This window comes from Actinoalloteichus sp. GBA129-24, from assembly GCF_001941645.1.
Taxonomy (GTDB): domain Bacteria; phylum Actinomycetota; class Actinomycetes; order Mycobacteriales; family Pseudonocardiaceae; genus Actinoalloteichus_A; species Actinoalloteichus_A fjordicus.
On the sequence record NZ_CP016077.1, the window covers coordinates 5,734,309 to 5,758,838 of the forward strand.

Genomic DNA, 24,530 nt, shown 5'->3' on the forward strand with positions numbered 1-24,530 from the left:
GAAAACCCCATGCATCTTGGCCGATCACCACGCCGACTGTTCGCCGGAATCGTGTGTTCCGCCATCGCCGTCTCGACGCTGCCCGCCATGGCCGCCGCGCAGCCCGAGAGCTCTACCACCGCGATCTCGGAACCGAGCATCACCCACGCGGCGGTCACCCTGCTCACCGGAGACGTCGTCGCGATCGACTCCGCAGGCACCGGGCAACCCACCGTGACGATCCATCCCGCACCGCGAACCGACATCGGCGTCGGCTTCCAGACCTGGCACTCCGACGAGGGTGACACCTTCGTCATCCCCCATGACGTGGCCGCGCTCGTCCCCGATGTGCTCGATCTCGCCCTGTTCAACGTCAGTGGGCTGATCGCCGCAGGGTATGACGACGCGAGTCGCGACACGCTGCCGCTGATCCTGCAAGGCCGGGATTCAGGGGCCGTTCACACGCTCAACGCTGCCGAAGTCCTCCCCGCTGTGGATTCGACACTGTCGCTGCCGGTGATCGACGCCGTAGCCGCCGAGGTCACCAAGGCGACTGCGCCGGAACTCGGGGACACGCTCGCCGCCCTTGCCGACGGCTCGGGAGCCTCTGACCCGGCCGTCTCGGCGGCCACGGCGATCGAGAAGGTATGGCTGGACACCGCAGTCGACGTCGCGGAGTGGGACCGCAACCTGGATCAGATCTCGGCCCCGACCGCCTGGGACACCGGGCTGAGCGGTACGGGTGTCAGCGTGGCAGTGCTCGACACCGGCGTGGACATCGAGCACCCCGACCTGACAGGGGTGGTGACCGCAGCGGAGAACTTCACCGCCGCGGATTCAGCTGCGGACGGACACGGGCACGGCACGCACGTCGCCTCGGTGATCGCAGGCAGCGGTGCCGCGGCGGACGGCGCGCGGCGAGGCGTTGCGCACGGCGCGCAACTGCTCGCCGGGAAGGTGCTCGGGGATGACGGCCGCGGGCAGGTCTCCTGGTTGATCGAGGGCATGCAGTGGGCCGTGGACCAGGGCGCCGACATCGTCAACCTCAGTCTGGGCACACCGGCGGGCGACGAGGATGACCCGGTCGCCCAGGCGTTGGACCGACTTGCGCAGGAGAGCGACACGCTGTTCGTCGTGGCAGCAGGTAATTCCGGTCCCGATGCGGGGACCGTGGAGTCGCCGGGCATCGCCGCACACGCGCTGACCGTCGGCGCGGTCGACGCCGACGACCGTCTGACCGGCTTCTCCAGTACCGGGCCGACGCGGGGCTCCGGTCGTCTCAAACCAGAGATCGTCGCGCCCGGCTCGGAGATCGTCGGCGCTCGCGCGGGCGGCGGGACGGCCGAGCCGTACACCGCGATGTCGGGGACCTCGCAGGCCGCGCCGCATGTGGCGGGCGCTGCGGCGCTACTGCGGGAGCGACATCCGCACCTTGGCTGGGCACAGCTTCGCTCCGCTCTGGTGGGCACCGCCGTCCCGGTCTGGGGGTCCCGCTGGCAGCAGGGCGGCGGACGGATCGATCTCGAATCGGCGGTCACGACGTCCTTGGTCGCCGATGTGGACACCCTCGATCTCGGCGTGCTGCGGGCCGAGTCCTCCGATCCGATTCGAGTCGATGTCACGCTGACCAATCTCGGTGAGGAGCCTGCCGAACTGACGGTGACGGACGAGATCGCCGATGCCGACCTGGTGACCGTCCCCGCCGAGCTGGTGACCGTCTCCCCGGCGACCGTCGCACTCGCACCGGGCGAGTCGACGCAGGTCACCGTCACCCTCGCCCAGGAGGGTCTCGGCGCGGGCCAGTTCAGCGGCACGGTGACCGTGTCGGGCGCCGACGGGGCGATGCTGCACATCCCGACCGGGTTCCTGATCGAGCCCGAGCGTCACGAGCTGCGAGTCTCGGTGCTGGATCGGCGCGGCGAGCCGCTGTCGGGCGGCGTCGTCGAGGTGTTGCGGGGCGAGGACTTCGTGGGCGGATTCTTCCCGGCGGCCCGGCTCGACGAGCACGGTCAGGCAGTCCTGGACGTGGTGCCGGGGCATTACAGCGTGATGGCACGGGTGACCACCCCGGCGCGCGGCGGCGAGGCTGAGACGCTGTCGGTGGCCGGAACGGCAGAACTGCTCGTCGAGGAGGACACCGAATACGTCGTGGACGCACGGCGTGCGGAGCGGATGAGAGCGATGACGGTGCAGGGCGTGCCCACCACGCCGCTGGAGGGCATGCTCGGGTACAGCCGGGGCGACGGCAGCCGCAGTTACACCGCGCTGATGTTCCCCGAGTTGAGCGCCTTCGCGGGCGGGCAGGTCTTCGCGCAGCCGACCAGACCCGTGACCAGCGGCATGTTCCGCACCGAGGGCCGCTGGCGGTTGGAGAGCCAACGTCGGCTCGGCGATCGGCAGGAGATCTACGACCTGGTGTCGGTGGAGGATCACTATCCCAGTCCGCCCTCCTCGGTGCTGACCTGGCGCGAGTCGCTGCGGCTCGCGCGAGTCGAGACCGTGTTCGAGGCACCTGCTGAGGCGGAGTATCTGGAGTACCGGTCGTACCACACCCCGTTCGGCGGGACGGCGATCATCTGGCTGCACGATCTTCCGGTGCCGGGGCGCCGGACCGAGCTGATCAGTGTCGACCCGTCGGTGACCTGGCAGCAGTGTGTGATCGATCCCGCCGAGCTGACCCGGCGGGTCTGCGATCGGCATGATCCGGCGTACCGGGAGGGTGAATGGCGTACGTCGACGTGGCGGTCGCGGTTGACGCCGGTGACCAGGTCGGTGTGGCAGGGCGACGCCGCCCTCGTCGCGGACATCCACTTCGGCAACGGTGCGCATGGCGGGCTGCTGGAGCACGAGCAACTCGAGGAGACCACACTGCGGCTCTATCGAGACGAGGAACTGGTCGGCGAGCGGCAGAGCACCTACGGGCATTTCTTCACCTCTCCGGAGGAGGCATCGTTCCGTCTGGAGCTGGACGCGACGGTCGCCGACGGGGTCCTACCGGCAGGCGCCCGAACCAGCACCGCATGGGAGTTCCGCTCACACGGACCGACCGAGGACACCATGACCGGCTTCAGTCCTGCGCTGCTGGACCTCGACTATCGCCCCGACGTCGACGAATTCGGCCGCGCGAGATCAGGGCGGGCGCTGCCGATGTCGTTGCGGGTCGACTCGAGCGGACCGGATCGTGCACGGCCCGCGATGTCTCGGGTTCGGCTGTGGATCTCGACCGACGGCGGTCGGCGGTGGCATGAGCAGCTGCTGCTGCCGGGCCTGGACGGAGCCAGGCACACGGTGATCCCGGCACTCCGACTCCGCAACGCCGATGCGGTGTCGACCAGGGTGGCGGCGACGGCCAAGGATGGTCGCACCATCGAGCAGACCGTGATCGACGCCGTACCGCTGTACTGAAAGGCTGCGGCCCGACTCCGAGGGGGCGCGGCGGCGCCTGCGACGGGCCTGCTTCCACAGGACGGCAGGAACCGATCGAAGCCATCTCCGAGTCGGCCCGCCGGCCTCCGCCCGGACGACCGGCCCGACCACGACCTCTAGGACGGCGCCGCTGCCGATGTCGTCTCCGGACCTCAGCTGGATTCGACGGCATCGCGTGACCGGAGCACGACATTCGCCCAAGATGATCACCACATCGGGCGACTTGACTACGGCTGATCGGGGGACGAAGTACTTGATATGACGTGGAACGAAATCGACGACGGCGTCGAAATCGGCGCCAGGGACCGACGATGACGGCAATGGCGGCCTGCCCGCCGGAGACGTCGTCCGTCCCCTGTGCCGAGGAGTCGACGGAAGGGAGGCCCCGGCACGCGGAATCTGTCCCCGTGACGGGACCCCGACACGCGAGTTCGGACCGGTACGGCCTCCCCGTGATCACCTTCGCGGTGCTGCGAGAGACGATCACGCAGCGGTTAGCACAGTGTCGTGCCGACGAGACGCCGGAGAGCTGGCGCGGACTGCTGGACATCGTGGCGAGACTGTCCGAGAACGACACAGCTGCGGCCCGCATTGCCGACGCCGCCCCCGGGGCCGATGCGGACACCGCAGGCCGCACCGAGGCGGGCGGCCCGGTGCCCGGTCCGAGTCCCGCAGCCCACTCCGAGGACAAGCCGCCGGCGTGTCTGCTCAAGCCGGTGGGAATGGACCCGACGTACCCGGTGTCTTCGGGCCGGTCGAGGTTCGCCCCTCCTGCGTCAGCGCATCGAGGCAGGCGGATCGGTGACGGCCGCGACCGACCGGCCGGGATGCCTGCGCTCGGTCCCTCGGTCACCGCAGTGCGCACCGCGGTGGAAGAGTCGATACGACAGGCGCAGGAAGCGCTGTCGGAGTTCCACCGCGGTTCTGACCAGGCGCGGCGCGCGCTGGCGCAGGCCGACGGTCGTCACGCCCGACCGAACGTCCCCCCGCTGCCGTTGCCGACCTGGCCGGATGCCGACACCGACATCGATCGCTGGTGGTTCCGGGCTGGCCTCGCCGCTGAGGCCCGCGCCCTGCCGCAGCTTGCGGGTGATCTGGAAGAACGGGCCCGCCGGATCGCGCGGCAGACGCTGGCGGCGATCGCGGCATGGGAACGGCCGGCCGGGTATTCGAAGCAGGTGGCGGCAGGAGCGCCGCAACGGCAGCAGACTCCACCGTCGATGCATGTCACCGTCGGCGACGGCATTCACCGCTGCCGGCGGATCACGATCTTCGGCGCTCCGGTACGCCTGCCCGCCGATCCGGCGGGCGACGGCTGTGCGCGCGAAGGCAGCAACGCGGCCGGCTACGGAGATCTCGCCACGGACACAGAGCGCGGCCAGGGCATGAACGTGGAGAACGATGACGGCGCAGGCGACGGCCTCCGCAGCCCGCATGACCTCGGTTCCGGCGCAGCCGACGGGGCGGGCGCTACGGAGGATCACGATCACGGCTGGCTCACCCGACTCAACGGCGACGCCTCCCTGGCGAGCCTGCGCTCCGCTGAGGGTAGGGACCTCCGGAACGCCCTGGCGGACCTCGACGCGTTGGTGGCCTTCGAACTCATGCCGGTCGACCGGCTGACGATCGGATCGAACGGGGAGTCCGCGCTGCCGGACGGGCTGATCACCCGATTCCTGACCAGCGAGTCCCGGCTCGGCGGTGATCGGCTGCTGCGGGAGTCCGCCGGGGAGTTGTGCGACTTCCTGCTGTCTGCGAGGTTCCCCGCAATGGTTCGGGCCGCGCACGATCGGCTCGATCGCGACCGGCGTTGGCAGGCCGACCGCCGCGCCGCATTGGCGCCGCTGCTGACGGCGGCCCGGTCATACGGCCCCGAGGCCCGGCTGTTGCGCCGCCGGATCGAGATCGGAATGCGGTTCATGGCGCTGGAGATCGAGTTCACGGCCGCGCGGGCCCGGATTCGTGCGGGCAGTACCCGGCACGGCGCCGAGAAGGCGGCCGTAGACGTCGACCCACGTCCGAGGATCATCGGTCCGTGCAGGCCGCTCCCCCGGCGTTGACTACAAGATCGACGCGGGACGGATCAACGTCACGTCGACCGCGACCGCCGGAGTCGACGTGACGTCCTCCGCGTCACCCGGCAGCGGAGGAGGCGGCCGGCGAGGCTGCGGGACCCTCCCTCACCCGAGCAGCGTCGGCCGCACCCACTCCCTGCCGTGCACATGCTGGTCGAGGAACGCGAAGACGGTGGCGTACCAGGCCTTCGCATGATTCGGCGTCAGGATCCAATGGTTCTCGTCCGGGTAGTACAGGAACTTGTGCGGGTTCGGCGTGTCGCCCGAGGTCGAGTGCACGAGCAGGTCCCGGAAGAGACGCAGGGACTCCCCGACCACCGCCCGGTAGTCCTTGTCGCCGTGGATGACGAGCATCGGCGTGGTGATGGCATCGACGAAGTGATGCGGCGAGTTGGCGTCCGCCGTCTCGGGCGTCATCTCTCGGACGAACTCGTAGGCGATGTCGCCGACCTCGTTCGCGTCCTTGAGCATCCAGTCCGAGGCGTGGGTGACGATCGCGGCGAACCGGTCCGTGTGGCCCGCCACCCAGTTGGCCATGTACCCGCCGAAGGAACCGCCCATCGCGGCGATGCGATCGGAGTCGATGTCGGAGCGCTGCACCGCCGCGTCGGTGGCGGCCATCAGGTCGGTGTAGGGCCTGCCACCCCATTCGTTCCAGCCACGTCGAATGAAGTCGAGGCCGTAACCGGTGGACAACGCGGGGTCCGGTTGCAGCACCGCATAGCCCTGAGCTGCGGCGATCCAGGGGTTCCACCGCCACGACCACGAGTTGCTCGACATGACCGGTCCGCCGTGGATCCACAACAGCAGCGGCGCGGGTGTCGCCTCGCTTGCGCCCGTGGGCAGGCTGAGCCAGGCCCGCAGCCGCGTGCCGTCCGCCGCGGTGGTGACGACCTCGGTCACCGTGCCGGGCAGCGGGGCGACCTTGCCCAGCGCCTCCGCCGGGCCGGGCAGGGGCTCCACCGTCCGTCCGCCCGGCAGCGGGACCCGGACCACGGTGGGCGGACTGTCGACGGCCGACCGCAGCGCATAGACCCACTGGCCGTCGGGTGACACCTGGAGGTCGGTGTACGAGCCGTCGTCGGTGAGCCGGGTGGGCGTGCCGGTGGTCGCGTCCAGCCGCCACAGCGGGGCACGACCGTCGTCGTCCGCGACCACGATGAGCGCGGTGCCGTCGGGCGTCCACTGTGCCGAGCGCGGCCAGCGGTCCCAGTCCTCGCCGAGCATCCGCAGCGGCCCGCCCTCGACGGGCAGGACTCCCAACGCCAACTCGTAGGGCCGCTCCGGTGTGGAGCGGCGGTGGACGACCACGGCGATGTGCCGTCCGTCCGGGGAGATCAGCGGCGACTCGTACTCGAAGTCGGCGTCGTCGGCGAGGGTGCGACGCTCGCCGGTCTCGACGTCGATCGCGACCAGGGTGTAGCGCTGCGACGCCCGAGGCTCCGCCACCGCCCAGCCCGTCACCACGGTGCGCCCGTCCGGGGTGATGTCCCAGACCACGTCGTCGCCCAGGGCACGGCCGACGTGTCCGGTGAGGTCACGCAGCGGCCACCGGCCGTCGGCGTCGGCGAGGTCTTCGCGGCCGTCGGCGATGATCAGGCGGTTCCGATCCGGACCGAGGTGGTGATCCCAGTGCCGGATCGGGAACTCCTCGTGAAGGATCACCGACACCGTCGTGTCCTTGCGCAGCGCCCGGATCTGCGCATCCTGGGCCAGGTCTGCGGCCGAGGGCATCACCGAGGAGCCGAACAGCACCGTCCCGGCCGGGGTGACGACGACGTCGTGCGCACCGCCGGGCGGCGCGGCCACCACGTGTGCGTCACCGTCGCCGGGCAGGCGCCACAGGGCGGCCGCCGAAGCCGGTTCGTCGTCGTCGGGACCGGGCCGGGTGGACAGGAAGAGCAGTTCTCCGGACGGGGTGAAGCCAGCCGCCGACTCACCCTGGGCGCTGCGCGTGAGACGGCGAGCGGGTCGAACGCCGGTCGGGTCGACCTCCCACACGGCGGAGACATGCCGCGTCCTGGCTGAGTTCACCGTGGTCACGCCGACGACGAGCCTGCTGCCGTCCGGGGCGAGGCGGAGCCCCGCAAGCCTGGGCAGGTCCAGATAGTCGTCGAGGTCGGCGAAGGGCGTGTCGGGGCGCTCATTCCGGCCGGGGTCAGTGGTCACACGCTTTCTTAGCACTGCCGTTCCCCCGAAACCAGGGACGGCAGGCGGGGATCGGGTCAGGCGCGGAAGTCCTCCCCGCACCCGGGAAAGCGGGCCATGGCAGGCCGACAGGACCGGCGGCCCGCCGTCGCAGGGCGGGCGGCCGGTCGCGAAAGCTGGGATCGGTAGGTGATCGAGCGAGCCCAGGATCGACGGCGACGGGCCTACTCAGCGACGGGGGGCGGGCGGCCCCCTCGCATCGCCGACACCGCGAAGGGAACGAGTCAGCATGGGACTGTTCGGCAGGAGGAAGAGCCGTGCGAAGAAGACCGTCGAGATCACCGACAAGGTGGTCAGGGGATTCTGCGGCAGGCCGAGCAGGTCGTTCCTCGGCGCGGAGAATTCGTCGCCGTCCGGGAGTCGGTCGGCGCGTGGCACGCGGGCGCCGATGCCGAGCGGGCTGAGGCGATGAGCGCTCCGACGATGCTCACCCCGGTCGTCTCGATCACCGACGCGGGCGGCTGGTCGACTTCGATCCGATCGCCGGGCTCGTCGGGCTCCCGGAGACCGGCAGCTGGCGATGCAGAGTCTCGTGCCCAAGCTGCAGCTCCCTCGTCCGGGAGAACGCGTGCTGTTGGTGGCCGCCCCGGCGCACCCGGCGGCTGGCTGTACGCAGACGTCACACGCTGAGGTCCGGGCGGGTACGGACCGGGGTGGCTGCACGCCTGCCGGGCGGCGCACACGCCAGATCCGGCGCGCGCCGCTGCGTCATCTCGTCTCCCCCGCACCCGGGGTGATGATCCCCCGTTCGTAGGCATAGATCACGGCCTGCACGCGATCACGACCGCCGAGCTTGGCGAGCAGGCTGCCGACGTGGGTCTTGATCGTCGACGGGCTCACCACGAGCTGCTCGGCGATCTCCGCGTTGGACAGACCCTTGGCGACCAGCAGCAGAGTCTCGTACTCGCGCGTGGTCAACTCCGTCGGCGGCGGCGCAGGCTGGGGTGCAGGCAGAGATCGGGCGAACTCCGCGATCAGCCTGCGGGTCACCCGCGAGGCCACCAGTCCCTCCCCCGATGCCACGACGCGAACGGCCGCCACCAGGTCGTCGGGTTCGACGTCCTTGAGCAGGAAACCGCTCGCGCCTGCCCGCAGTGCGGCGAAGACGTACTCGTCGAGGTCGAAGGTCGTCACGATCAGGACCGGGATGCCGGTCTCCCCCACCAGCTCGCGGGTGGCCGCGATCCCGTCGAGGCGCGGCATCCGCACGTCCATCAGGACCAGGTCGGGACGCAGCGTTCGAGCCGCGTCGATCGCCTGCCTGCCGTCGCTCGCCTCACCGACCACGACGATGTCCGGCTCGGCCTCCAAGATCGTGCGAAATCCCGCGCGGACCACAGCCTGGTCGTCGGCCAGCACCACCCGAAGGGTCATGTCACCCCCGATTCGCCGAACGGCAGACGTGCGTCGATCTGCCATTCTCCGGCCGCCGTCCGGCCCGCCGACAGCCTGCCGCCCGCATGGGCCACCCGCTCGCGCATCCCCACCAGGCCGTGCCCGTCACTCACCGAGGGCAGTACCACGGGCTCGGTGCCGGGTCCGTTGCGGACCACGACACGCAGCTCGGCTCCGGAGTATCGAAGCAGCACCGACACCGCCGCGCCCGGCGCGTGCCGCCGTGCGTTGGTCAGTGCCTCCTGCACGAGGCGGTAGGCGGCCAGATCGACCACGGTAGACAGCGGCACCGGCTCGCCCTCGGTGGTGGACTCCACCGTCATCCCCGCCCGCCGGGCAACGGCGATCAGGTCCGCAAGTCTGGACACGGTCGGCTGCGGCGCAAGCTCCGCCGGGTCCTCGGACTCGTGTGGTCCAGAGGCTCGCATGATGCCCGCCAGACCCCGCAGCGCCGTCAGTGTCTCCCTGCCTTGGGCGCGGATCGCCCGCAGCGACTCCCTCGCCTTCGCCGGATCTCGTTCGACGAGCCGGTCCGTCGCGCCTGCCTGCACGACGATGGCCGACAGGTCGTGTGCGGCGACGTCGTGCAGTTCGCGAGCGATCCGACGGCGCTCTTCGGCGACGGCCTCCCAGGCTCGCAGCTCCCGCTCGGCGTCCGACCGCTCGAGCCTGGCTGCAAGTTCGGCGATGTAGACACGGCGGGTCTGGATGTACAGGCCGAACAGGCCAGGAAGGCCGTAGGCGAGCAGCGACGCGAGGACCAGGTCGGTCGGCGTGCTGCCATCGTTTCCCAGGAACGTGATCAGAGTCGACAGACTGCCGCCGAGTGACACTGTGATCGCGCCGCCGACCGCGTGGACAAGACCGAACCCGATCAGACTGGTGAGAGCGCTCCGCCGAGACAGCAGCGTCCCCGCTGAATAGGCGCACACCAGCACACCGATGCCCGTCCCGGCGAATGCCGTCGGCAGCGCCGAGCTCGCCAATACCACGGCCGTCGCCAGCCCCAACGCGATGCGAGGAGCCCGCCGACGGATCGCGATCGTCGCCAGATCCGCGACCGTCGGCAGGTTCGCCACCACGAACAACGGCCACGAACCGGGAAAGGTCCCCCCGCCGGTGACCAGACCGAACACCGTGCGCACCACCAGGACCAGCACGATCGCCACGACGGCCGCCGCCGTGTCCCGACCCCACGGCGTATGCCCGCCGAGGCTCCCCGGCCAGCGCAGGAAGTCGATCATCGGCATCGGCGCCGTTCCGGTTCGAGCGGGAGTGTGTGGATCACGCGAACTGGGCGCGCAGCTCGACGGCGGGCTCACCGGGCTCGGAGCGGTGTGGGGCACGGCCACCACTGTGCCGGGTGCGGCACGGCGTCCCGCCGCCCACCCGGTCATCGGCACGACGACCGTAGCCGTCCACCTCGACGACGCAGGTCCAGGTCCGATCCCCGTGACCGGACGCCGAGCCGCGCCGGGCCTCGGCTGCGTTGCCGCCGTGCCTTCTCATGCTGCGCCGACGTCTGTCCGCGGCCGGATCTCGTCGACGTCCGAGGAGACGGCGGGCCGGATGGGCAGCAGCCGCCAGTAGGTGACACAGCGCCAAGCCCACTCCAGCGGACCGTAGCGGAAGCTACGCAGCCACAGCGGACTCCACACCGCTTGCACGACCAGGATGGCCGTGCCCAGCAGCGCGGCCGTGCCCCAGTCGTCGGAGCCACGCAGGCCTAGCAGCGCGCCGAACGTCACGAAGAGCACGGTCGCGGAGAGATAGTTGGTGAGCGCGAGCCTGCCGAGCGGGGCGAACAGTCCGGAGAGCACCGGCCCTACCGGGGTGCGCAACAGCAGCAGGAACAGCGAGGCATAGGCCAGGGACATCGTCAGCGAGAACACCAGGCCGAGTCGCTGGCCGACCACGGCGGGCACGACGCCCACCACGAGCCAGTAAGAGGCCCCGGCGATCACGGCGAACACCGCCGCCGCCCCGGCTAGCGTGCCGGTGCGGCTCGGCAGTTGTTCGGCAGTGCCAAGTGTGGCCATCGCGAAACCCAGGGCGAACAGCCCCGGCAGCAGGGCGAGCCCGCCGACACCGGCAAGGAGCCCCACAGCGGTGAGGAGCAGCCCCAGGACGAGCGAAAGCCTCGCCGTCGCGAAGCTCAAGGGCAGCAGGACCACCAGACCGGTGATCGCGAAGGGCAACAGCACCTCCCCCGGTTGCATCAGATGGTGTGCCGCGCCGGCCACGGCCAGTGCCAGGAGACGACGGATCAACAGGACGCGAGGTCGGTCGCTGCGCCGGGCAGCCGAGCGGAGGAACAGTCCGAAGCCGACGCCGAACAGCAGGAAGAAGATCGGGTAGAACCGGCCGAGGACGAAGACACGCAGCCCGTCGGGCGCGGAGGAGAGATCCGGCAGCATGTCCAGCGTCTGCGGGATGTTGATGAAGATGATCCCGCAGAGTGCGAAACCCCGTAGCGCGTCCACCGCGTCGATCCGGCGGCCGGGCTGCGTCGGCCCGGGTGTGTTCGACATGACCGATATCGTGCCGCTGACGAGCACAGCCCGCATCGCCTGCGAGGCCGGACCCGGGCGGGCCCTACGGGGGAGAAGACTCGACCGCCTTCTCCACCCGCAGGAGGAGTCCCTGCGCCGCTGCCGTGGTCGCCGACCGTCCGACGTCGGCGCGCAGGCTCCGACGCGACCACGGCAGCGACTCGGCCGAGGCTCAGCCGCCGAAACGCCGGGTCAGTCGGCGTTCCAGCAGTCCGACCAGTGAATAGAGCAGCCAGCCGATCAGGCACAGCAGGATCAGACAGATCATCACGACCTGGACGTCGTCGTTGTCCTGCGCCTGCTTCTCCAGGTAGCCAAGCCCTGCGGTGGCACCGATGAACTCACCGATGACGGCGGCGGTGACGGCCTGGAGCACGCCGACGCGCAGCCCGGCGGCGATCGCGGGGAGGCTGTAGGGCAGCTCGATGGTCAGCAGTCGGCGGGTTCCGCCGATGTCGAGCACGTCGGCCAGGTCGTGCAGGGACTCCGACATGCCCCGCAGCCTGGTGACCATGGTGATCAGGATCGGGTAGAAGGTCACCAGGGCGATCAGAGTGATCTTCGATCCGATGCCGAGCCCCAGCCACAGCACGATCAGCGGGGCGATGGAGATCTTCGGCGTCACCTGCACCACGACGATGACGGGCATGAGCAGGCGCTCCACCCACTGGACCCGGACGAACAGCACGGCGATCAGGACGCCGATCACCCCGCCGATGACCACGCCCTGGAGCACCTCGGCCAGCGTCTCCAGCAGGTGGATCGCCAGGCCGCCCGTCTGCCAGAGGGAGACGGTCCTCGTCAGCAGTGCTCCGGGCGTCGGAAGCATGTGGTCTGGGACGCCGGAGAACGCGGCGATCAGCCACCACAGTGCGACGCCGCCTGCCAGGGACAGGGCGCCGACGAGCACCGGAGCAGGTCCGCCGTGATGGGCGTCGCGCGCGGGCCCGCTGCGGCCGGACCGGCCGCCGCTCCGCTTCGTCAGCCGATCGTCGACGCGGTCACTTGTCGATGTCATCTGCGTTCCTCACCAGGTCGGCGGCGTCGAAGGTCTCCTCGATCAGGCCGAACTCCGCCTGGGAGTCGATGGCGGCCTGCCACCGGTCCAGGTCGCCGTGGCCGAGGCCGTGCTCCCTCGTCTGATCGGACTGCCACAACTCGGCGACGAAGACCTCCCGCACGACGTCGGCGATCTCCGCGTTCTGTCCCTCGAAGGTCGGCGCGTACTTCTCGATCGCCATGTCGACGGTCTCCTCGACGTTGTCGATCGTGTGCTGGATGCCCGCGTCGAGCGCACGGGCGAAGCCGCCCGCCACCTGCGGCCGCAGCGAGGCCGTCTCCGGCCCGGTGATCAGGACGTTCCCGAAGGACGGCAGGTACTCGTCGCTGAGGATCTGTCCGACGTCCACTCCCGCCGTCCGCAGCGCGAAGTAGCGGAGTCGCGAGAAGGCGATCGCGTCGACCTCGCCGTTCTGCAACGCCTGGACGATCGCGCCGGTCCCGATGGTGCGTAGCTGGACGTCGTCCAGGCTCAGCCCCTCTCGGGCGAGCATGGCCTGCAGCTGCGCATAGTTCGGGCTGCCCAGGTCCGTGACCGCCACCGAGCGACCCGCCAGGTCGGCGGGCGAGGAGATCCCGGAGGCGTTGTCGAACAGCAGCGCGCCGATGCCGCGCTGGTAGGTGGTGTGCACGACGGAGGTTCGGACGCCGTTCGCGCGGGCGGTGATCACCGAGTCGGCGTTGGGGAAGCCGAAGTCGACGTTGCCCGCCGCGACGTTCTGCACGATGTCCGCGCCGTTGGCGTAGCTGAACTCGACGTCCAGCCCCTCGTCGGCGAAGTAGCCCTGCTCGACCGCCGCGTACAACGGGGCGTAGTAGGGCACCGCCGAGCCGTCGATCTGAATCGTGACGGCGGTCGTGTCACCCCCGCCCGCCAGCGAGGAGTCCCGCAGCATCGCGGCGGGACTGCACGCGCCGACCGCCAGCGCGGCGACGACGCCGAGCGCGGCCACGACGCGCGCGCCGAGTCGAGGAAGGTGCATCGGTCGGGTCCTTTCGGCAGGTCGCGACGGCCCGGCAGGTCGCGACGACGGTGCGGTCATCGCCATGGCAGCGCTCGCTTCTCCCACGCCGCAACGAGGGCGAATCCGGTGAGTCCGACGATCACGGTGAGGACCACCGCCGCCAGGAGCTGCGGGGTGTCGTAGGTGCTGCGGCCCTGCACCATCAGGAAGCCGAGGCCCTGCTGCGCCGAGATGTACTCGGCGAGAAAGGCGCCGGTCATGGCGTCGACGACGGCGATCCTGGCCCCGGAGAACAGGGCGGGCAGGGCGGTGGGGAGCTGGATGACGGTGAAGAAGCGCCCAGGACCGAGATCCAGGACCCGCCCGAGGGCACGCTGCTCGTCGGTGACCTCACCGAGCCCGAGCATCATCGCGATCATCATCGGGAAGAAGGCGAGCAGCACGATCAGGGTGAGCTGCGAACCGAGACCGAGGCCGAACCACAGCACCAGCAGCGGCGCCAGCGCGATCTTGGGTGCGGCCTGGAGGATCACCACGTACGGCGCGAGCACCATCCGCACGGTGCGGAAGGAGCTGAGCAGCCAGCCCAGCAACGAGCCGATGACCACGCCCGCCGCCAGGCCGATGACGATGTTGCGCAGGGTGTAGAAGAGGTGCGGCCACAGCTCGCCGCTCGTCATCAGGCCGCCGATCGAGGCCAGGACGGCCGTCGGTCCGGGCAGCAGGTAGGCGGGCACGTCCGCGACGGTGACGTAGAGCTGCCAGAGCAGCAGGACGACCGCGAGATACCCGAGGCCGACGGCGACGCGCCGCGCAGGGGACCGCTTCACCGGGGGGCCGGGTCGTCGGACTCGTGCCCTGCGCTGCGGGGCCGCGATGCGCTGTCGAACCGCGGTCATCGCAGCTCACCTCGCAGCATGCCGACGAAGCGGGCGAACTCGGGAAGCTCACGGGTGGCAGCGGACCGGTTCCGGTCCAGCGGCACGTCGTGCACCGCCTGCAGCCGTCCCGGCCGAGGCGACATCACCACGACGCGGTCGGCCAGGTAGGCGGCCTCCTCCACGCTGTGCGTGACGAACACGATCGTCTTCCTGGTCTCCTCCCAGATGCGCAGGATGTCGTCGTGCAGGCGGTCCCTGGTGATGGCGTCGAGCGCGCCGAAGGGCTCGTCCATCAGCAGAATCCTCGGGTCGTAGGCCAGGGCACGCACGATCGCGACCCGTTGCCGCATCCCGCCGGACAGCTCCTTGGGGAAGGACTTGGCGAAGCCGCTGAGTCCGACGAGTTCCAGCAGGGTGGCGACCCGCTCGTCGGCCCGGTCGAGCCGTTCCTTCTGCACCTCGATGCCCAGGCGCACGTTGCGCTCGACCGTGCGCCAGGGCAGCAGCGCGGGCTCCTGGAACACGAAGCCGATGTCCCGTCCGGGCCGGGGCGGCCGTTCCCAGACGATCTCGCCGTCGTAGTCGTCGTCGAGTCCGGCGAGCATGCGCAGCAGAGTGGACTTGCCGCAGCCGGACGGGCCGATGATCGCGATGATCTCGCCCTCGTCGACCGTGAGGTTGACGTCGTCGAGTGCGTGCACGGTCTCGCCGTGCAGGCTCGTGTAGTCCTTGCTGACGCCCCGGACCGCCAGCAGGCCGCGCCCGGTGTCGGGCGACGAGGGCGGTGGGCTCGCATAGGCGTTGTGCGTCACGGTGCAGCTCCAGGGGATCGTCGCAAAACCTGGTCACAAATCGCGTTCGGTGCTGATTGAGCGTCGACGATAGGCATTGCTTCCGCGTTACGGAAGTGTTTGCCCGAAATTAGATCCGGCGAGATGCCCGCAGCCACGTGAGGTGGATCTCCGACATACTCGCGACGTCTTGGCTGATCAGAGCGGAATGTATGCGATCCGTCACGGAGAAGAACGAGTCGGGAGCGGTTGACTCCAGACCTCGACCACCCGCAGACTGTGCGATCTGAACAATGCTCTTCCATCTGACGGAAGGATGACCGGTGACTCGGAGTGCCGCTGATCCCTGGCTGAACGGCAGGCCCCCGCACCTCCCGATCTCCTCGGAGGAGGGCCTGCCCGCGATCTGTCTGCTTCCGGGCGACCCGGCTCGAGTGGACCGCGCCGGTCAGGTGCTCGACGACTTCCGGCTGCTCGGCCAGAACCGGGAGTTCCGCCTCGGTGTCGGCCGCGTCGGCGCCGTCGAGGTCGCGGTGTGCTCGACCGGCATCGGCGGACCGTCGACCGAGATCGCGCTCGTCGAGCTGGCCAGGCTGGGCGTCCACACCGTCATCCGGACCGGCGGCATGGGCGCGCTCGCCGCGCACATCGCCCCCGGCGACCTGTGCGTGGTGACCACGGCGGTACGGGACGGCGGCGCCGCCGCGTGCTACGCCGATCCGGCCACGCCCGCACAGTCCTCGCCCGAGGTGAGCGCGGCGCTGCGCGCCGCCGCGGCCTCCGCAGGGGAGACCCCGCACGACATCGGCGTGATCTCCTGCGACTCCTACTACGTCGGCGAGGGCAGGCCCGTCCCCGGCCTGGAAGGTCGAGCCGCCGCCCGGCTGGCCGAGATCGAGTCCCGGTCGGTGGACGGCATGGACATGGAGTGCGAGACGGTGCTCGTCGTCGGCGCCGCACTCGGACTCCGGGTCGGCGGCATCCTCGTCGCCCATGCCTCCCGAGCCACCGACCAGTGGCTGGAGGACTACGAGCCCGCGCAGCTCCGGATGCTGCGCGTCGCCGTGACCGCAGCAGGCGAGCTGGGCCGGGCTCCGACGGAGGCCCGATGAGTGCTTCCCCCGCACACGTCCTGCCCGATGAGGACGGCGTCGCCGGGCACCACGGCGACGCGCGCGACCGGTTCTTCGCCGATGCCGCTGCGCTCGACGTCGACATGTCGGTGGACCTCGGGCCGCTGCGGCTGCGCAATCCGGTCATGCCCGCCTCCGGCTGCTTCGGCCCCGAACTCGCGCCGCTGGTCCCGATGCACGAGGTCGGCGCAAGCGTCACCAAGACGGTCTTCTCCGGGCGGCGTGGCGGGAACCCGGCCCACCGACTCACCGAGACCAGCACGGGGATGATCAACAGCGTCGGCATCCCCAGCCTGGGCACCCCGACGTTCCTCCGCGACGTGCTGCCCCGGTACCGGGCGCTCGGCGTGCCCGTCGTGGTCAGTCTCGGCGGCCTGACGGTCGCGGAGTACCTGACCGTGGCGGAGGAGCTGACCGACGCGGAGGGCGACACGGGAACGGCGGAGCCGCCCGGCCGGTTCGAGGCCGTCGAGGTGAACGTCTCCTGCCCGAACCTGGAGGGCGGCGGCCTGGAGATCGGGACCGATCCGGCGGCGGTCGCCGCGGTGGTCGCCGGAGTCGTGGCCCGCGTCGACGTGCCCGTGCTGGTCAAGCTGACCCCGATGGTGTCCTCCATCGAGGAGGTGGCCCGCGCCGCCGAGGAGGCAGGCGCGGCCGGGCTGACCGTCGCCAACTCCTTTCCCGGCATGGTCCTCGACCGACACACCCGACGTCCCGTGCTCGGCAACCGGGTCGGCGGCGTGTCCGGACCGGCCGTGAAGCCCCTCGCACTCCGGCTCGCCTGGACCGCGGCACAGGCCGTCGACATCCCCGTCATCGGCTGCGGCGGCATCGAGACGGCCCACGACGCCCTCGACTTCCTCGAAGTGGGCGCCGCAGCCGTCCAGATCGGCACCGCTCACTTCACGAAGCCCTACATCATGGTGGAGATCATCCGTGAGCTCGCCGCCATGACCAGGGCGGCGGGCGCGACACGGCTCACCGACTACGTCCAAGGACTGGGGCGCAGATGACCGCCGACAAGCCCATGCAGGTCGTCGTGAGAGCACTCGACGTACTCACGTCGCTCACCGAATCGGACCGAGGGAAGACCCTCCAAGACCTGCACGAGGAGCTGGGCATCCCGCTGGGCAGCCTGCACCGGCTGCTCGCGACGCTGGTGGATCGGTACTTCGTCAGCCGATCGCCCGTGAACAAGCGGTACTTCCTCGGCCCGGCCGCACGGAAGCTGGGCGGCTTCGCCGCAGGCGGCGGAAGCAGCCTGGTCGCGCCGCCGCCCGCACTGGCCTCGGCGGCGGCCGAGAGCGGCGAGACCGTCTTCGCCACCGAGATGATCGGACGGGAACCGGTGTGCGTCGCGCTGGTGGAGGCCCGCCACCCGCTCCGGCTGTTCGTCCGCATCGGCCAGGAGATGCCACTGCACGCGGCGGCGGCGAGCCGATCGATCCTCGCCTTCCTGCCGGAGGACCTCGTTCGATCCTTACTGGAGTCGACCACCCTGACCGGCTTCACCACCGACACCCCGCGCACCGTCGACGAGGTGATGGCCCACCTGAAGACGGTGCGGGCACAGGGGTACGACGTCTGCTCCGACGAACTCGATCGGAACGTGTGGGCGGTGGCCGCTCCGGTGATCGCCGCCGACCAGACGGTCACATCCAGCGTCACCCTGGCGGCGGCGTCCTCCCGGATGACCAGTCCGTTGGCCAGGACCCGCGCCATCGAGATCACCCTGCGCACGGCCAGGGAGCTGTCGCTCGGCCTCGGCTGGTCGGACGAGGAGGCACTGGCTATGGAGAGAGGACGGCAATGAGCACCCGAACGGCACCGGACGCCCCGACCCGCGTCGCCATCGGACCTGCCGGGTCCGGCGCAGGCGCGCACGGCGGATCAGACGGGCTCGACCTGACCGAACTCCGGGCAGACCTGCTCGCCACGGCCGTCGTCCCGGGCCCCACCCCGGAGCAGACCCTGGCCCGCACCCTCGACGACCCCGGCTGGGTGGTCCGGCCCTCGCTGCTGCGCCGCGCCGCCGAGGTGCTGGCGCGCGAGCTGCCCCGATCCGTCGATCGCGTCATCGCCCCGCGACCGGCGGACGCCGCACTGGCCACGGCCGTCTCGCTGCACACCGGTCTCCCCTTCGCGGTGCTGGGCACGGGGGCGGCGATCGGTTCGCCGACGTCGACCGGCACCGAGCAGGCGCCATCGGCCGCCGACGCGCCTGTCGTGATCCTCGGCGAGGTGCACGGGCTCGAGACCGTCGCGCTGATCGGAGCGGTCCCCGCCCCCGCGAGGTTCGAACTGGAGAGCTGGGTCGCCCGGCAGCGCCTCACCGTCGCGCGCTGGTCGACCCTCCTCCACGCGCTGAGCTGACCGCGAGAACCGCCCGTATCGCGATCCCCACCACAGATCGCGCCGCCGTACGAGGGAGAGAACCGATGAACAGTCCCATCCCACGCGCCGACGTCGTGGCCGCGGCGCGCGAGCTGATCGACACCGCCGAGGATCAGACCGGCGCCACGCTGGACCTCTCGCGCTCGCCCGCCGCAGCCGAGCGGCTCGGCCGGATCGCGGCCGCCGAACTGCGCAGCCACGCGGTGGACCTCGTCGTCGCCTGGGACGACGCCCGCGACGCCGTGCTGAGCCACATCGCGGCGCGGGAACTCGGCGTGGCGCGGGTGACGGTGTACGAGGATCTCGGCCAGGTGATCGTCGCGGCGCACCGTCTGCACGGGGCACGACTCGGCGTGGTGTTCGCGACCGAGGACGATCGACACGATCTGGGACCGCTCACCGCGATCACGACCCGCGGCGGCGGCGAGGTCGTCGCGACCGTGGTCGCCGTCCGGTCCGACGAGCTGGCCGCAGCATCGGAGCGGTCGTGACCCCCGTCGGGCCGCCTGCCACGGCGGCCGTCGAAGCAGTGAGCGAGCCGACCGGCACGCCTCGTCGCCTGGCCCCCCGAGCCGATCGTATTCGCGCCGACCTCGAGCATTTCGCGACGCTGAGCGAGCCGGGACCTGGCGTGACCAGGCTGGCCTTCACGGAGCTGGAACGGGCGGCGCACCGGTACGCCGCCGAGGAACTGGCGGCGCTGGGCTGCCGGGTGCACACCGACGTCGCAGGCAACACGATCGCCGAGCTGCCGGGCTCCGTGGCCGGGGCGCCTGCGATCGGCAGCGGGTCCCACCTGGACAGCGTCCCGTCGGGCGGGCGCTTCGACGGCATCGCGGGCGTGGTCGCCGCCGTGGAGGTGGCCCGGCTGCTGGCCGAATCCGACATCCGACTCCGTCACCCCTATCGCGTGGTCGTCTTCGCCGCCGAGGAGGGCGCCCGCTTCGGCCAGGCCTGCACCGGCAGCCGCATCGTCGCCGGGCTGACCGACTCGGCCGACCTTGATCGGCTCACCGATCACGAGGGGACCACGATGGCCGAGGCGATGCGCTCGGTCGGGCTGGCCCCGGACCGCGCCGCCGAGGCCCGGTGGGACGCCGCCGACTGGCTGGCCTTCCTCGAACTGCACATCGAGCAAGGCAGCGTGCTGGAGTCCTCGGACCTGCCGTTGGGGATCGTCGACGTGATCTCCGGCAGCACCCGGCTGGAAATCACGCTGAGCGGGGTGGCCTCGCACACCGGCGGAACGCCGATGCACCTGCGGTCGGACGCCCTCGCGGCGGCCGCCGAACTGGTGCTGGCGGCGGAGTCGTTGGCCTGGGACTCCCGGCATCACGGCACCAGGGCCACGGTCGGACGGCTGACGGTGCTGCCGGGCGCGCTGACGACCATCCCCGGCTCGGTCGTCCTCGGCGTGGACGTCCGCGACGTCGACAGCGTCCGGCAACGGGCCACCGTCCGCGAGTTCCTCGACCATGCGGCGGGTGTGGCCGTCCGGCGCGGCGTCGGCTTCTCGCATCGTCTGCTGGCCGACACCTCCCCCGTCGTCCTGCCCGCCGGGCTGCGGGCGCAGCTCATCGGCGCGGCGGAGCGCACCGGGACGGCGTATCGCGTCATGCCCAGCGGGGCCAGCCACGACAGCCAGATGGTCAACCGCGTCGTGCCTGCCGGGATGCTCTTCGTGCCGAGCCGCGACGGTCTCAGTCACACCCCCGCCGAGTGGACGTCGGTGGAGCAGATCGTCGAGGGCACCGCCGTACTCGCCGAGGCGGTCCTCGGCATGGACTCGGCAGACGGCCTCGAACCAGGACCCGCCCAGGACGGCGGATCATGACGGGCCCCGTGACCCCCCGGGGAATCGTGGACCGGATCGCTGCCCTGCCCGAGGCGACGCGGCCGACGCCGACCTGGGACGAGTGCGCGGTGCTGCGCCACGAGCATCTCGGGGACGCGCATCACCGGCTGGTCCTCCGCTCTCCGACGATCTCCGAACGCACTCGGGCCGGCCAGTTCGTGATGGTCACGATCCCGGCAGGGGTGGCGGCCCGCTCGGTGCTGCCCAGGCCGATGGCCGTGCATCGCAGACGGGCATCCGACGACTCCTTCGAGATCGTCTACCGGGCGGGCGGTGCGGGCACGCGGGCGCTGACCGCCGTCCGCCCCGGCGAGTCGCTGCTGATCACCGGCCCGCTGGGGCAGGGATTCACGCTGTCGCCGGAGACGGATCGACTGCTCGTGGTCGGACGCGGCATCGGCGTCTGCTCGATCATGACGGTGGTCGAGGAAGCGGTGCGACACGAGGTCGCGGTGACCGGCGTCCTCAGCGCCAGGACCGAGGAGGCCCTGGTGGGCGGCGCGGACCTGGCGGAGCTGGGCATCACCGAGGCGGTCACCGTGACGGACGAGGCGGGGACGAGCGACGTCGACCGCCTGGCGAGCAGACTGCGCACGCTGCTCGACGAGCGCCCGCCGCAGCAGATCATGGTCTGTGGATCGGATCGGCTCGCGCGGCTCTGCGGCGAGCTGGCGGCCCGCTGGGGCTCGACGGTGCAGGTCTCCCTGGAGGCGCACATGGCCTGCGGACTGGGCTACTGCCACGGCTGCGCGAGCGCCGCAGCCACCACCGAGGGCGAGAGCCCGCTCATCTGCGCCGACGGCCCGGTCTTCGCGCTGACCGACGGGGAGCGGACGTGACGAGCCTGCGACTACGTCGAGTACGGCCGTTGGGCGGGCCGGCCGTGGACGTCGAGGTCACCGCCGGGCGGATCAGTGCGATCGGGGAGCCGTCGACGGGCCCGCTGGGGGCCGGGGAGATCGACGGTCGGGACGCAGTGCTGCTGCCCGGCCTGGTCGACCTGCACACCCACCTCCGAGAGCCGGGCGGGGAGGACGCCGAGACCGTCCGCTCCGGTACGGCGTCCGCAGCGGCGGGCGGCTTCACCGACGTGTTCGCCATGGCCAACACCTCGCCGGTCACCGACACCGTCGCCCGCGTGGAGCAGCTCGCCGACCTCGCCGACGGCGCCTCGACCCGGGTGCACCCGGTCGCCGCCGTGACGGTCGGGCTCGGCGGCGACCGGCTCACCGATCTGGCGGCGCTGCGAGCCGCAGGCGTGCGGATGTTCTCCGACGACGGCCACTGCGTCGACGACACGCGTCTGGTCGATCAGGCCCTGCGACGGCTCGGGCCGCTGGGCGGCGTCCTCGCCCAGCACGCCCAGAGCGAGGCGCTGGCGGCAGGCGGCCAGATCGATGCGAGCATCGCGGGCGCACTCGGGCTGACCCCGTGGCCGATGGTCGCCGAGGACATCGTGGTGGCCAGGGACGTCCTGCTGGCGATGGAGCACGACGCACCGCTGCACGTCTGCCACGTCTCCTCCCCCGGCACCCTCGCGGTGCTGGACTGGGCACGGCGACGCGGCGCCCGCGTCACGGCCGAGGTGACGCCCCACCACCTGCTGCTCGACACGGACGCCTGCGCCACCGCCGACCCCTCGGTGAAGGTCAATCCGCCGCTACGCCCGCCCGCCGTGCCGCCGCTGTTGCGGCAGGCACTCCGCGAGGGCGTCATCGACGTCGTCGCCACCGATCACGCTCCCCATCCCGACCACCGCAAGCGTGGTGCGTGGGCGGCGGCGGCCTTCGGCCTGACCGGTCTGGAGACCGCGTTGGCCGTGGTCGCCGAGGTGTTCACCGAGGAGTCCGGAGTGGACTGGACGGGCGTCGCCCGCGTCCTCTCGCACCGACCCGCTGTCATCGGCGACATCGCCGACCGCGCGGGCCGCCCGCCTGCCGTGGGCGAAACCGCGAGCTTCTGCCTGGTCGCCTCGGACACGCCGTGGGAAGTGCGGGCGGACGAGACACGCAGCGCCTCCCGGAACTCTCCGTTCATCGGCCGCGTCTTCGCGCACCGGGTGACGTTGACGGTCTGTGCGGGGCGAATCACCTTCTCGGCCGACTGAACCCACCGCGAGGCTTCAGCCGTCCGGGGCGGACGACAGGCCGGATTCCGACCCTGCGGGCGGAGTCTCGGCGAGGTCACGCCCGCCTCGGACTTGCGCGGCTGCGGCGGCACCGCAGGCGCTGCCGCCGCGAGGTCGACACGCCTCACGGGACGGCGTCCCGCCGACCACCAGGCGAGCCAGACCGGCGTCCGGCGAGGAGACGGCCTCCGACGATCCTGCGCGCGCCGAACGAGGAAGGCGGTCTCGGTGCCGCAGGGCGCGAGTCGTCACCCGGCGGCCGCCCGACGATCTGCGGCTACGGTGTCCGGCTGTCTCTCAGGCGCCGAAGACCGGCGGGGCCACCTTGCGGTCGTCACCGAAGACATCGGCGTCCTCCAGCAGATAGTCCGCGCGCTGGTGTTCCTTGTCTTCCTCGCCGTCGCCGCCACGCCCACCCGCGCCGCCGCCTGCCATGCCCGCACCGCCTGCCGCACCGCCGCCTGCCGGGCCGAACCCGCCGCCGGGCAGTCGGCCACCCGAGGAACCGCCGACACCGCTCGGCCCGCCAGGACCGAAACCACCGCCGGGACTACCGGGACCACCAGGCCCGAAACCAGCACCCGGGCCGAAACCACCCGGCATCCGCCCCCCGTTGAGGCCACCGGGCACCCTGCCGCCGGGGCCCCCGCCCGGGCCGAAACCGCCAGGCCGGCCGCCAGGAGGCCCACCAGGTCCACCCGCTCGTCCGCCACCCGGAACTCCAGGACCGCCGAACCCGCCACCCGGGGCGAAACCGCCTTGACCAGGCGGTGGTCCACCGGGTGGGTAGCCGCCGGGATGGGGAAGGTTGCCGCCGGGTGCGACGGGAACGCTCGGGCCGCCGCCAGGGGCGTTCGAATCCGTGCCGATGCCCGGCGCGGGCGCCGGTCCGTATCCGCCGGGCCGTGATCCACCGCCATTGGAACCGTCGGGGCCGGCGATGCCTCCCGAGCCGCCGCCGAAGCCGGAGCCGCTGCCGCCGGAGCCGCCAGAACCATCAGGTCCAGCGGGGAGCGCGTTGTTCGGCGACGTCCAGCCACCACCCGGCCCGCCGTCGTTCCCACCCCCAGGAGAACTCGGGCTCAGCGACGGATCGCCGTTCTCCAGCGGAGTCGCGATCGCATCACTGCCCAATGCGTAGTCGGCAGGCGGCGGCGGAGCGAAGGCCGGGATGCTCTGCAGACGCGCGTTGGACTCGTCCTGGTAGGCGGACATCGCCTGGCGAGCGACTCGGTTCTCCTCCTCATAGACGTCGACCCGATCGGAGTGTCCGGTCCATTCGGAAGGCAGGAAACTCTCGAAACCCTCCTTGGCGGGCGGTCCGGCAGCGGGGTTCTCCGGTGTGTCCCAGCGGACGCTCCGGTGGGCGAGGCCTTGCACCGAGACGGTGCTGCCGATCGCCAATGCCTGTTCCCGCGCCTGTCGGGTGTACTCGGCGAGCGGCGTGACCGCAGCCTGTGAGGCATCGGCGGCCGTCCCGGTGTGGGCGGCGGCCGCCTTCTTGATCGCCGTGTCGAGGTACTCCCCGATCCGATCGAAGTCGGCGGCGACATCGCTCCATTGGCGGAACGCCTCGTTGAAGTCACCACCGTGCCCCTGCGCATCCAGCTGCTCGCGCAGCTGGTGCGCAGTTCTGCCCTCGAAATTCGCGTTCGTCGTTCCAAGGCGCTCCGTGTTGCCATTCACAAG

The 24,530-nt window shown here is 71.3% G+C and carries 20 protein-coding genes; 10 read left to right on the forward strand and 10 right to left on the reverse strand.

Annotated elements, in window-relative coordinates:
- The first annotated feature begins 9 nt into the window (after window positions 1-9).
- Together UA75_RS24535 and UA75_RS24540 are read left to right on the forward strand one after the other, a co-directional pair.
- Complete coding sequence (locus UA75_RS24535; protein ID WP_083690888.1) at window positions 10-3,384, forward strand: S8 family serine peptidase; 3,375 nt, start codon at window positions 10-12, stop codon at window positions 3,382-3,384.
- 428 nt (window positions 3,385-3,812) lie between these two features.
- Entirely contained in the window at window positions 3,813-5,465 is a 1,653-nt protein-coding gene (locus tag UA75_RS24540) for a hypothetical protein (protein ID WP_075742276.1), read from the forward strand.
- A gap of 120 nt (window positions 5,466-5,585) precedes the next feature.
- Here UA75_RS24540 and UA75_RS24545 read toward each other — a convergent pair whose 3' ends face one another.
- From UA75_RS24545 to UA75_RS24590, 9 genes are all read right to left on the reverse strand, one after another.
- Window positions 5,586-7,649 carry an alpha/beta hydrolase family protein gene (locus tag UA75_RS24545; RefSeq protein WP_075742277.1) on the reverse strand — a complete coding sequence of 688 codons (2,064 nt, stop codon included), beginning with the start codon at window positions 7,647-7,649 and terminating at the stop codon, window positions 5,586-5,588.
- Between the two features lie 747 nt (window positions 7,650-8,396).
- Entirely contained in the window at window positions 8,397-9,062 is a 666-nt protein-coding gene (locus tag UA75_RS24555; protein ID WP_075742279.1) for a response regulator transcription factor, read from the reverse strand.
- Entirely contained in the window at window positions 9,059-10,333 is a 1,275-nt protein-coding gene (locus UA75_RS24560; protein WP_075742280.1) for a sensor histidine kinase, read from the reverse strand. Before UA75_RS24560 ends, UA75_RS24555 begins: the two co-directional genes overlap by 4 nt.
- 34 nt (window positions 10,334-10,367) lie before the next feature.
- Window positions 10,368-10,592 (reverse strand): hypothetical protein, encoded by a 225-nt coding sequence (locus UA75_RS34115; protein WP_075742281.1) that lies wholly within the window; start codon window positions 10,590-10,592, stop codon window positions 10,368-10,370.
- Window positions 10,589-11,614: a DUF418 domain-containing protein gene (locus UA75_RS24570; protein ID WP_075742282.1), complete on the reverse strand. Its 1,026-nt coding sequence runs from the start codon at window positions 11,612-11,614 to the stop codon at window positions 10,589-10,591. The genes UA75_RS34115 and UA75_RS24570 overlap by 4 nt, the downstream gene beginning before the upstream one ends.
- Before the next feature lie 193 nt (window positions 11,615-11,807).
- Window positions 11,808-12,653 (reverse strand): ABC transporter permease, encoded by an 846-nt coding sequence (locus tag UA75_RS24575; protein WP_083683568.1) that lies wholly within the window; start codon window positions 12,651-12,653, stop codon window positions 11,808-11,810.
- Complete coding sequence (locus tag UA75_RS24580; RefSeq protein ID WP_075742284.1) at window positions 12,637-13,677, reverse strand: ABC transporter substrate-binding protein; 1,041 nt, start codon at window positions 13,675-13,677, stop codon at window positions 12,637-12,639. Before UA75_RS24580 ends, UA75_RS24575 begins: the two co-directional genes overlap by 17 nt.
- 56 nt (window positions 13,678-13,733) lie before the next feature.
- On the reverse strand, window positions 13,734-14,558 hold the full coding sequence (locus UA75_RS24585) for an ABC transporter permease (RefSeq protein WP_075742285.1): 825 nt from the start codon (window positions 14,556-14,558) through the stop codon (window positions 13,734-13,736).
- Window positions 14,555-15,352 (reverse strand): ABC transporter ATP-binding protein, encoded by a 798-nt coding sequence (locus UA75_RS24590; RefSeq protein ID WP_232237399.1) that lies wholly within the window; start codon window positions 15,350-15,352, stop codon window positions 14,555-14,557. The genes UA75_RS24585 and UA75_RS24590 overlap by 4 nt, the downstream gene beginning before the upstream one ends.
- Before the next feature lie 302 nt (window positions 15,353-15,654).
- On the opposite strand from UA75_RS24590, the gene UA75_RS24595 reads away from it, so the two are divergent.
- The 8 genes from UA75_RS24595 (at window position 15,655) to UA75_RS24630 (ending at window position 22,820) form a co-directional block, all read left to right on the forward strand.
- The gene (locus UA75_RS24595) at window positions 15,655-16,443 is read left to right on the forward strand and encodes a nucleoside phosphorylase (protein WP_083683570.1); all 789 of its coding nucleotides are present in this window, start codon (window positions 15,655-15,657) and stop codon (window positions 16,441-16,443) included.
- On the forward strand, window positions 16,440-17,477 hold the full coding sequence (locus UA75_RS24600) for a dihydroorotate dehydrogenase (protein ID WP_083690889.1): 1,038 nt from the start codon (window positions 16,440-16,442) through the stop codon (window positions 17,475-17,477). The genes UA75_RS24595 and UA75_RS24600 overlap by 4 nt, the downstream gene beginning before the upstream one ends.
- Window positions 17,474-18,277 carry an IclR family transcriptional regulator gene (locus UA75_RS24605; protein ID WP_083683573.1) on the forward strand — a complete coding sequence of 268 codons (804 nt, stop codon included), beginning with the start codon at window positions 17,474-17,476 and terminating at the stop codon, window positions 18,275-18,277. Before UA75_RS24600 ends, UA75_RS24605 begins: the two co-directional genes overlap by 4 nt.
- Complete coding sequence (locus UA75_RS24610) at window positions 18,274-18,837, forward strand: hypothetical protein (RefSeq protein WP_075742286.1); 564 nt, start codon at window positions 18,274-18,276, stop codon at window positions 18,835-18,837. The genes UA75_RS24605 and UA75_RS24610 overlap by 4 nt, the downstream gene beginning before the upstream one ends.
- Before the next feature lie 65 nt (window positions 18,838-18,902).
- Window positions 18,903-19,349 carry a hypothetical protein gene (locus UA75_RS24615; RefSeq protein WP_075742287.1) on the forward strand — a complete coding sequence of 149 codons (447 nt, stop codon included), beginning with the start codon at window positions 18,903-18,905 and terminating at the stop codon, window positions 19,347-19,349.
- Between the two features lie 38 nt (window positions 19,350-19,387).
- Window positions 19,388-20,692: a Zn-dependent hydrolase gene (locus tag UA75_RS24620; RefSeq protein ID WP_075744169.1), complete on the forward strand. Its 1,305-nt coding sequence runs from the start codon at window positions 19,388-19,390 to the stop codon at window positions 20,690-20,692.
- On the forward strand, window positions 20,689-21,552 hold the full coding sequence (locus tag UA75_RS24625; RefSeq protein WP_075742288.1) for a dihydroorotate oxidase electron transfer subunit: 864 nt from the start codon (window positions 20,689-20,691) through the stop codon (window positions 21,550-21,552). The genes UA75_RS24620 and UA75_RS24625 overlap by 4 nt, the downstream gene beginning before the upstream one ends.
- Entirely contained in the window at window positions 21,549-22,820 is a 1,272-nt protein-coding gene (locus tag UA75_RS24630) for a dihydroorotase (protein WP_075742289.1), read from the forward strand. Before UA75_RS24625 ends, UA75_RS24630 begins: the two co-directional genes overlap by 4 nt.
- 318 nt (window positions 22,821-23,138) lie before the next feature.
- On the opposite strand, the gene UA75_RS35045 is transcribed toward UA75_RS24630, so the two are convergent.
- Window positions 23,139-24,527 carry a hypothetical protein gene (locus UA75_RS35045; RefSeq protein WP_075742290.1) on the reverse strand — a complete coding sequence of 463 codons (1,389 nt, stop codon included), beginning with the start codon at window positions 24,525-24,527 and terminating at the stop codon, window positions 23,139-23,141.
- Between the last annotated feature and the right edge of the window lie 3 nt (window positions 24,528-24,530).

Excerpts from the sequence above, each read along its gene's own strand:
- UA75_RS24535 (WP_083690888.1), top strand. The coding sequence starts at position 10 with ATGCATCTTGGCCGATCACCACGCCGACTGTTCGCCGGAATCGTGTGT.
- UA75_RS24555 (WP_075742279.1), bottom strand. The coding sequence starts at position 9,062 with ATGACCCTTCGGGTGGTGCTGGCCGACGACCAGGCTGTGGTCCGCGCG.
- UA75_RS24560 (WP_075742280.1), bottom strand. The coding sequence starts at position 10,333 with ATGCCGATGATCGACTTCCTGCGCTGGCCGGGGAGCCTCGGCGGGCAT.
- UA75_RS34115 (WP_075742281.1), bottom strand. The coding sequence starts at position 10,592 with ATGAGAAGGCACGGCGGCAACGCAGCCGAGGCCCGGCGCGGCTCGGCG.
- UA75_RS24570 (WP_075742282.1), bottom strand. The coding sequence starts at position 11,614 with ATGTCGAACACACCCGGGCCGACGCAGCCCGGCCGCCGGATCGACGCG.
- UA75_RS24575 (WP_083683568.1), bottom strand. The coding sequence starts at position 12,653 with ATGACATCGACAAGTGACCGCGTCGACGATCGGCTGACGAAGCGGAGC.
- UA75_RS24580 (WP_075742284.1), bottom strand. The coding sequence starts at position 13,677 with ATGCACCTTCCTCGACTCGGCGCGCGCGTCGTGGCCGCGCTCGGCGTC.
- UA75_RS24585 (WP_075742285.1), bottom strand. The coding sequence starts at position 14,558 with ATGACCGCGGTTCGACAGCGCATCGCGGCCCCGCAGCGCAGGGCACGA.
- UA75_RS24600 (WP_083690889.1), top strand. The coding sequence starts at position 16,440 with ATGAGTGCTTCCCCCGCACACGTCCTGCCCGATGAGGACGGCGTCGCC.
- UA75_RS24605 (WP_083683573.1), top strand. The coding sequence starts at position 17,474 with ATGACCGCCGACAAGCCCATGCAGGTCGTCGTGAGAGCACTCGACGTA.
- UA75_RS24610 (WP_075742286.1), top strand. The coding sequence starts at position 18,274 with ATGAGCACCCGAACGGCACCGGACGCCCCGACCCGCGTCGCCATCGGA.
- UA75_RS24615 (WP_075742287.1), top strand. The coding sequence starts at position 18,903 with ATGAACAGTCCCATCCCACGCGCCGACGTCGTGGCCGCGGCGCGCGAG.
- UA75_RS24625 (WP_075742288.1), top strand. The coding sequence starts at position 20,689 with ATGACGGGCCCCGTGACCCCCCGGGGAATCGTGGACCGGATCGCTGCC.